This is a genomic window from Synergistaceae bacterium (genome assembly GCA_017443945.1).
In the GTDB taxonomy this organism is placed as follows: Bacteria; Synergistota; Synergistia; order Synergistales; family Aminobacteriaceae; genus JAFUXM01.
The window spans coordinates 1-2,116 of sequence record JAFSXS010000083.1 but is presented as its reverse complement, the minus strand read 5'-3'; the positions used below and the strand labels follow the sequence as shown (position 1 = coordinate 2,116).

General features: G+C 40.3%; 2 protein-coding genes. Both read right to left on the bottom strand.

What is annotated here, in order from left to right:
- Positions 1-33: 33 nt before the first annotated feature.
- A complete protein-coding gene (locus tag IJT21_08600; GenBank protein MBQ7578309.1) occupies positions 34-1,749 on the bottom strand; it encodes a hypothetical protein in 1,716 nt (571 codons plus the stop codon).
- 42 nt (positions 1,750-1,791) lie between these two features.
- The coding region (locus tag IJT21_08595) for a hypothetical protein (GenBank protein MBQ7578308.1) at positions 1,792-2,116 on the bottom strand (325 nt) is incomplete at its 5' end.

The following is a 2,116-nucleotide window of genomic DNA, read 5'->3' as shown; positions in this document are numbered from 1 at the left end:
GGGTGGGGGTTAGCGGGATGGAGACATAATTATTTATTCGTTGTTAGTGTTCATGCTCCCGAAATCAAGTAAATTCAACACTGACTGCGGATTCTGATTTGCTTGTATTATTATTGCCGTCTCTGACTGACTCAAAATTTGGAATTCCATATAACGCAGCACAGATTTTGCCATATCAGCGTCAGTTAATCTGCTGTTAGTGTCTACAAGATTTGTGCTTGATACTGCGAGGCTTGATAAAGTGTTCTCAAGTGCCTGTTCATAAGATACAATTTTTGTGCGTTCTTTAACTATTTTGTCAATGGCTGAGTCTATTATTCCCGTTGAACGCATTGCAGACTCGCGGGTCAAGACATTTACAGCACTGAGTCCGAGCGAATCTGCTGACATATTACCGAATTGTATAGAAATTTTTTCGTCTTGATTCGTTCCCGTCTGAAAATATAAGCTGTTATCAGTTACATGAAGTTTTGCGGAATATTTACCGGCACTTGTTAAATTATATTGCTTTGATGATTCATTCCATACAGATTGTAAACCGGCGTTAGGTGCAAATTCTATGTCAAGATTTGAAGTTATTGCGCCCCTCATGCGATTGCCGGTAACTTTTGAATTTTTTATAATTGCCTCGTCCGTGTGAGCGTCATATATTGAAACATGATGAATATTATCGCTTGCATTCTGAATCGTATTGAGTCCAAGTGCACGCATTAAATTTTCGTCTCCGGTGAAATATAATTCTCCTGTTTTACCTGCTATGGCTGAACGTATCACAATTGAAGCATTTACGCTGTAACCTGTAATATTGCCGTTTTCGTCATAAATTGACTCGCGCGTATTTACTGACTCGGAAGTGTTTGCGGTGCCGTCTGAAATTGCCGCGAAGTGAAAAGCGTCATTTGTATAATTTGCCTGGCCGAGTTTATTTGCGATTGCGTCATTAATTTTCTTTACTGCGTCTCTTACTGTGTCATTTCCGTAGAGCATTACTCCTGCGCTTTTGCCGTCGCCTTGAGTGATCGTTAATTGTTGTGGCTGCTCAAATATAAATGTACCGTCGGAATTATAAAAATTTGAAATCTCGCGTAAAGTGTTCTCATTTTCTGCAATGACACGCAAAATTTCATCTTCTTCGCCGTCATCGTCATAAGTTATTTCGTCAATAAATTCTCCCGTGTAGATTCCTGAAATTATGTTACTCTTCACGACTTGAGATTTTCCCGGCGTTGAAGTAATTTCTATCCTGTAATTTTTCTCGGCCGGTGTAACGTCTGAGTCGCCGGTTAATATTGCCTTGAGATTCAAATTATCGCTTGACCATAAAATCCCCGTGCTGCCGTCAAGTAATTTGCGCTTGTTGAAGTGCGTTGTCTCGGAGATTAAATTTATTTGCGAGCGTAACTCGTTTATTTCTTCCTGAATAAAATTTCTGTCCTGCGCCGTGAGAGTATCGTTAGAGGCCTGTATTGATAATTCGCGCATTCTTTGCAGAAACGAGTCAGCGTCGGATAAAGCACCTTCTGCCGTTCTGAGCATAGAGATCCCGTCTTGAGAATTACGTATAGCGACATCAAGTCCCGCAATTTGTGATCTCATTTTTTCACTTATCGCGAGTCCTGACGCATCATCGGACGCAAGATTTACACGCAAGCCGCTTGATAGTGCTTCCATAGATTTTTGCAGCGCGTCATTATTCTTTGCGAGTATATCTATTGCATGTAACGCCGGTAAATTATGATTTATTCTCATTGTGCTGACTCCTTTTTCTGTAATTATCGGACAATATTATAATCAATCAAGCCCGGAAATAATTATACAGGTTTTAACGATTATGTCTGCTGCTTCAGATTTTGTAACGGGACGGCCGTAACGAAATTCGCGATCGTTCCTGTAAACGTCGAGAATCCCTAATTTTGCAAGCATATTTACGTATTCGGAATTTCTATGATTACCGGTTTTGAATGGGACTCTATATCGTGCAAGTTTGGGAGCTTCTGAAATTTTCGGGAGTGCTTCACAAATTGCTTTAATGAAATCTCCGCGCGAAATATAATTATCGAGTTTATTAACAAGTCCTGAGTCGCCGTGTTCAGTTACAAGACATTTTTGCGCCTTG